The organism is Halobacillus sp. BBL2006, assembly GCF_000786645.1.
Taxonomy (GTDB): Bacteria; Bacillota; Bacilli; order Bacillales; family Halobacillaceae; genus Halobacillus.
In genome coordinates, this window is record NZ_JRNX01000477.1 from 1 (window position 1) to 4,135 (window position 4,135).

At 37.0% G+C, this 4,135-nt stretch carries 7 protein-coding genes; 2 read left to right on the top strand and 5 right to left on the bottom strand.

All coding sequences use genetic code 11. The annotated features are described in order from the left end of the window. The 4 genes from LD39_RS14190 to LD39_RS14205 form a co-directional block, all read right to left on the bottom strand. The coding region (locus tag LD39_RS14190; protein WP_035548341.1) for a hypothetical protein at nucleotides 1–230 on the bottom strand (230 nt) is incomplete at its 3' end. Nucleotides 231–483: 253 nt separating this feature from the next. Beyond that, nucleotides 484–666 (bottom strand): hypothetical protein, encoded by a 183-nt coding sequence (locus tag LD39_RS14195; protein WP_035548344.1) that lies wholly within the window; start codon nucleotides 664–666, stop codon nucleotides 484–486. Nucleotides 667–683: 17 nt separating this feature from the next. Further along, nucleotides 684–1,700, bottom strand: a complete 1,017-nt coding sequence (locus LD39_RS14200) for an AimR family lysis-lysogeny pheromone receptor (RefSeq protein WP_035548348.1) — start codon at nucleotides 1,698–1,700, stop codon at nucleotides 684–686. A gap of 229 nt (nucleotides 1,701–1,929) precedes the next feature. Continuing rightward, complete coding sequence (locus tag LD39_RS14205) at nucleotides 1,930–2,118, bottom strand: hypothetical protein (RefSeq protein WP_035548351.1); 189 nt, start codon at nucleotides 2,116–2,118, stop codon at nucleotides 1,930–1,932. A gap of 190 nt (nucleotides 2,119–2,308) precedes the next feature. On the opposite strand from LD39_RS14205, the gene LD39_RS14210 reads away from it, so the two are divergent. Together LD39_RS14210 and LD39_RS14215 are read left to right on the top strand one after the other, a co-directional pair. Beyond that, nucleotides 2,309–2,734, top strand: a complete 426-nt coding sequence (locus LD39_RS14210; RefSeq protein ID WP_369793253.1) for a 2'-5' RNA ligase family protein — start codon at nucleotides 2,309–2,311, stop codon at nucleotides 2,732–2,734. Nucleotides 2,735–2,911: 177 nt separating this feature from the next. After that, complete coding sequence (locus LD39_RS14215) at nucleotides 2,912–3,670, top strand: alpha/beta hydrolase (RefSeq protein WP_035548354.1); 759 nt, start codon at nucleotides 2,912–2,914, stop codon at nucleotides 3,668–3,670. 209 nt (nucleotides 3,671–3,879) lie between these two features. Here LD39_RS14215 and LD39_RS14220 read toward each other — a convergent pair. Next, on the bottom strand, nucleotides 3,880–4,135 hold a 256-nt coding region (locus LD39_RS14220), incomplete at its 5' end, for a WecB/TagA/CpsF family glycosyltransferase (protein WP_035548356.1).

Genomic DNA, 4,135 nt, shown 5'->3' on the forward strand with positions numbered 1-4,135 from the left:
TTTCCTATTTTTTTCATTCGTCCTGAGATAATATGAGGATTAGTCCTTGCTCTGAAGTATTCTCTCGCCCCATTGTAGGTGGTGTACCACAAACGGTTAATCACAGAAAATGCTTCATCATCACGAGTGCCGTACTTCACGGGATGGAAAGCTGAACCAAAAGCTTTATCTTCTACCTCTACAATGCCAAACGCCTTTTTGTCATCTACCCACATCGTTTTAATTTTCATATGATATTTTCTCCTTTTCTCCGCCCTTTCTGATGGTTTGGCATAGTCTTTGTTGTGAATTAAAGGGGTTTTTAAAAAATAGAATTATAACGAACGTATGTTCTTATTATACAATTAAGTTTTCATTTTTCAAATAATTATTTTGATTTTTATGGAAAATATACTCATCCATAAGAAAAACCCTTTCAATATGGGAAAGGGCTTCATTTGAATGAAATTTCATTCAATTATACTTAGTCCTATAACCAATTTCTTATCCTATTCCTCCCGTACCAGGATCACTTTTATAGTCTGTTCCTGCACCACTGAATAAGTTCTCTACTGAAGGAGTGGCTACACTATCTTTTTGCAGTCCATTTTCCGCTAGACTTGGAAACGATAGAACCCCTAGAAACAAAACTGTAACTAGCAGAAAGCTCTTTAGAACTTTTTTCACATTTAGTCCCCCTTTTATTAAATTCTTTTTAGATAATAATCAGGCAGCCTGGCAAAGAATAAATCACCGTACTCATGAATGAACCGTTCTTTCGAATTTTTGATTAATGCTCTATCCTTTGTAGCTAATCCTAAATAGCACTCTTGGAACGGTGTTAAAGCATCTAAACTCTCCAATATCTCTCTAGCCTTCTGAAAATCTTTTTTGGCAAGCGAGAGATGCGCAGTTTCAACCTTATCCGGTGTAACGATATGGCCAGCTTTTTCATGAAAAGCAGCTATAAAAGGAATGGTTCTTTGCGTCAGGGAAACCACTTGGGATTTAATTTCATTTTCTTCTGCAAGATGCAACGCAAAAAGCGCTTGCTCCATCGCACTGTCGTAATCATCATACACATAGGTCAGGGATAGGTTGTGATGAACCATGACTGATTTTTTCATAGACAATTCAGTATTGATGATTTTGTACGCATATCTTCTGGCGAGTAATGTATTATCGGTCTTCCAATAATGATTAAAAAGGAGCTCATTGTACCGCAGCTTAAAATAATAATGGATTAACGGCTGATTGATCATTCGAATTCCCTTGTCACAGGCTTCGATGTACTTATCCAAAACGATGAACCTGTTAATGTCGTAGTTATAGTAAATCAAGGTAAAAATACTTAAGCATTGTAATGTAGGATGGTCAAATGATATAGAAACCAGTTCCTCTATGTCCTCTTCTGTCACCTTTTTCTCAGTTCGTTTAAGCAGTAATTGATATAGAAAAGATAGGTCTTTGTCCAATTTTTCAGATGCAATGATTCTTTCTAAATCTTCTAAGTAATCATTCATATAAAGGAATTCCATTCGGGCTATTGCATCTTCAAATCGTGTGGGAGATTCACTCAGGCAATACTTTCTTGCCTTTTCCGTTGCTATTTGATGAGGATAACTTTCCAGTAGTCTCTTAAAAACAATGTAGAGATCCGACGAATAATTGAACTGCAGCTTTTGGACTGGATTTGGTTCTAAAACCATGTGATTTTTCAAAATTTCACCACCTCTTACACTTACCCTCATAATAATACAAATTCGTTTAAACCACCATCCAAAACGTCTTAAATTTCTAAATATTTCATTTAATTTTGAGCGCCTGCAAATTGGTGTGTCACCGTTCGTCAATACTTGTCCTGGCGTGAATTTTTACGACAAAAATTTCATAGAACAAGGGAGACGTTTCATTATAGGTGAAAAGCTCTCGTTTGGTTATTCTGAATGTTTATACAAAATCAAAGACATCATTTACGACCTTTCCTACACCTCTCAATAACCAAAACAGAATTCGAAAAGGAAGATAAACCAGTTCAGGAAGCCAAATGAGTAAATCCAGGATCGCATCCACATATACATAAGCCTCTTCCCTGACTCCACTCCTTCTCTCTTTCTTCTCTTTTAACCATTGGTTCATCTGCGGAATTCGCTCCTTTTTACATGACCTCCTCCTTTTTCCATCATTTGAGATAAAAGGTGTAATCGCTAGTGGCTGCATAACATTCACTAACTATATAATAGAATGTGTTATTAGTCATAAGTTAGCATTTACCGGAAATTTATGTAAGGCACATTTAGGGTTCGAGATAAAAGAGGGAGGAAATTAGTTGAAATACTTTATTGGGATTGTACCTGCAGAAGATTACAAGATAAAAGTGATAGAATTTCAGAAAAAATGGAAGAATCATTGGATTACTGATGTCGTTGAACCGCATATTACTCTAAAAGCACAGGGAGGTCTAACAGCTGATAAAGAGTGGCTAAATAAAGTTGAAGAAGTCTGTCATGACTTTAAACCATTTCAGATTCAATTAGATAAGCCTATGTTTTTTGGAGAGGAGGTCCTTTATTTAAGCGCTAATTCAGAAGAGCTCTATAAGCTCCACAGAGACATGGTTAGAGAAATTTCTCCTTCCAAAGAATTAGTTCAATCCTATTTCGAATTAGATGACTTCGTTCCGCATATGACCTTAGGGAAAACCTCTTATGGTTTAACCAAACAAGAACTAAGAGACAAGCACAGAAAGAACTGATTCCCTTCCCAGTTTTAAATGTCGAGTTTGTCAGAGTCTATCAAGAATATCAATCTAATAAATATCGTAAGCTTGTAGATCTACCTTTAAGGTGAATACCAATGTTTTAAAAAAGATGTGTAGCCACAAGTGCTGTCTGTTTAATAAGTGCTAATTTCATTCAAAGGAGGAGATAACTTGTTAGAAATATTTCCAGTACATATGACACCCTTCAAAGAAGAGAGAAATATCAGAGTTTTCCTACCAACAAATTATCAAAAGGGAAATAAGCGATATCCTGTTATCTACATGCATGATGGTCAAAATATCTTTAGAGACGAGGATGCAATTGGTGGAGTTTCTTTATCACTTGAAGACTATTTAATAGCGAAGAAACTAGACGTTATTGTAGTGGGGATAGACCAAAAAAGTGAACAGAGAGTAAATGAATACTGTCCGTGGATAAATGGAAGATACTGCGAAAATATACTAGGGTATAAATCTGAGTTAGGAGGTAAAGGAGGAGACTATATCGATTTTATCACTCACGAACTTAAGCCCCTGATCGATCATAAGTATCGTACGTTAAAAGATCAGACAGCAATGGGAGGCATATCCTTAGGTGGCCTCATTTCTGTTTTTGCAGCTTGTAAATATCCACACATTTACAAAAATATAACAGCTCTTTCCTCCGCTTTCTATCGTAATCAGGAGCAAATAGAAGAGTTCATCTATATATCTGATTTGTCTTCTGTTGAAAGGATATACTTGGACTGGGGAAAGAGAGAAGTGAAGGATGACAGGATAAACAGGGCGTTTTCCGCTTCCAACGAAGCAGTTGCAGAAATTTTACGTGGAAAAGCGCCCAATCTTATATCTAGGATCATTGATGAGGGAGAACATAATTATTCATCTTTCAAGAAAAGAGCTCATCAATTCTTTTCTTTTTTAGAGTAAGACACTTTCTTTGTTGCATACATCAATAGCTTCTGATCTCAGGAAAACTGTCGATTCTCTTACCACTTTGGTTGATTCACCAGCCGGGGCTGAGCGATACATGCCTCCCTTTAATCGATTCTATCTCAAGCCTGATTGATTTCTTCCCCTGCTTCGACGATTCTACCCATCAAAAAAGCTGCACCGAAACGAATCGGTACAGCTTTTTATTATTGGCTTTTCTTATCTTGCCATACTTGATATAAGAATCCTGGTAATTTCGATTGTCGCTTGAAACGCCATGGTTCAAGCACGAGACGGTACAGCCATTCCAGGCCGACCTTCTGCACGAGTGTTGGTGCACGTTTAATCCGACCAGAGATAACGTCAAACGAACCACCGACACCTTGAAAGATGTTGACGTTCAAATCTTTCATATTGTCGATCATCCAATATTCCTGTGCAGGACTTCCAAGAGCGACAAAC

Coding starts and splice junctions, on each gene's coding strand:
- LD39_RS14205 (WP_035548351.1), bottom strand. CDS start 2,118: ATGAACCAATGGTTAAAAGAGAAGAAAGAGAGAAGGAGTGGAGTCAGG.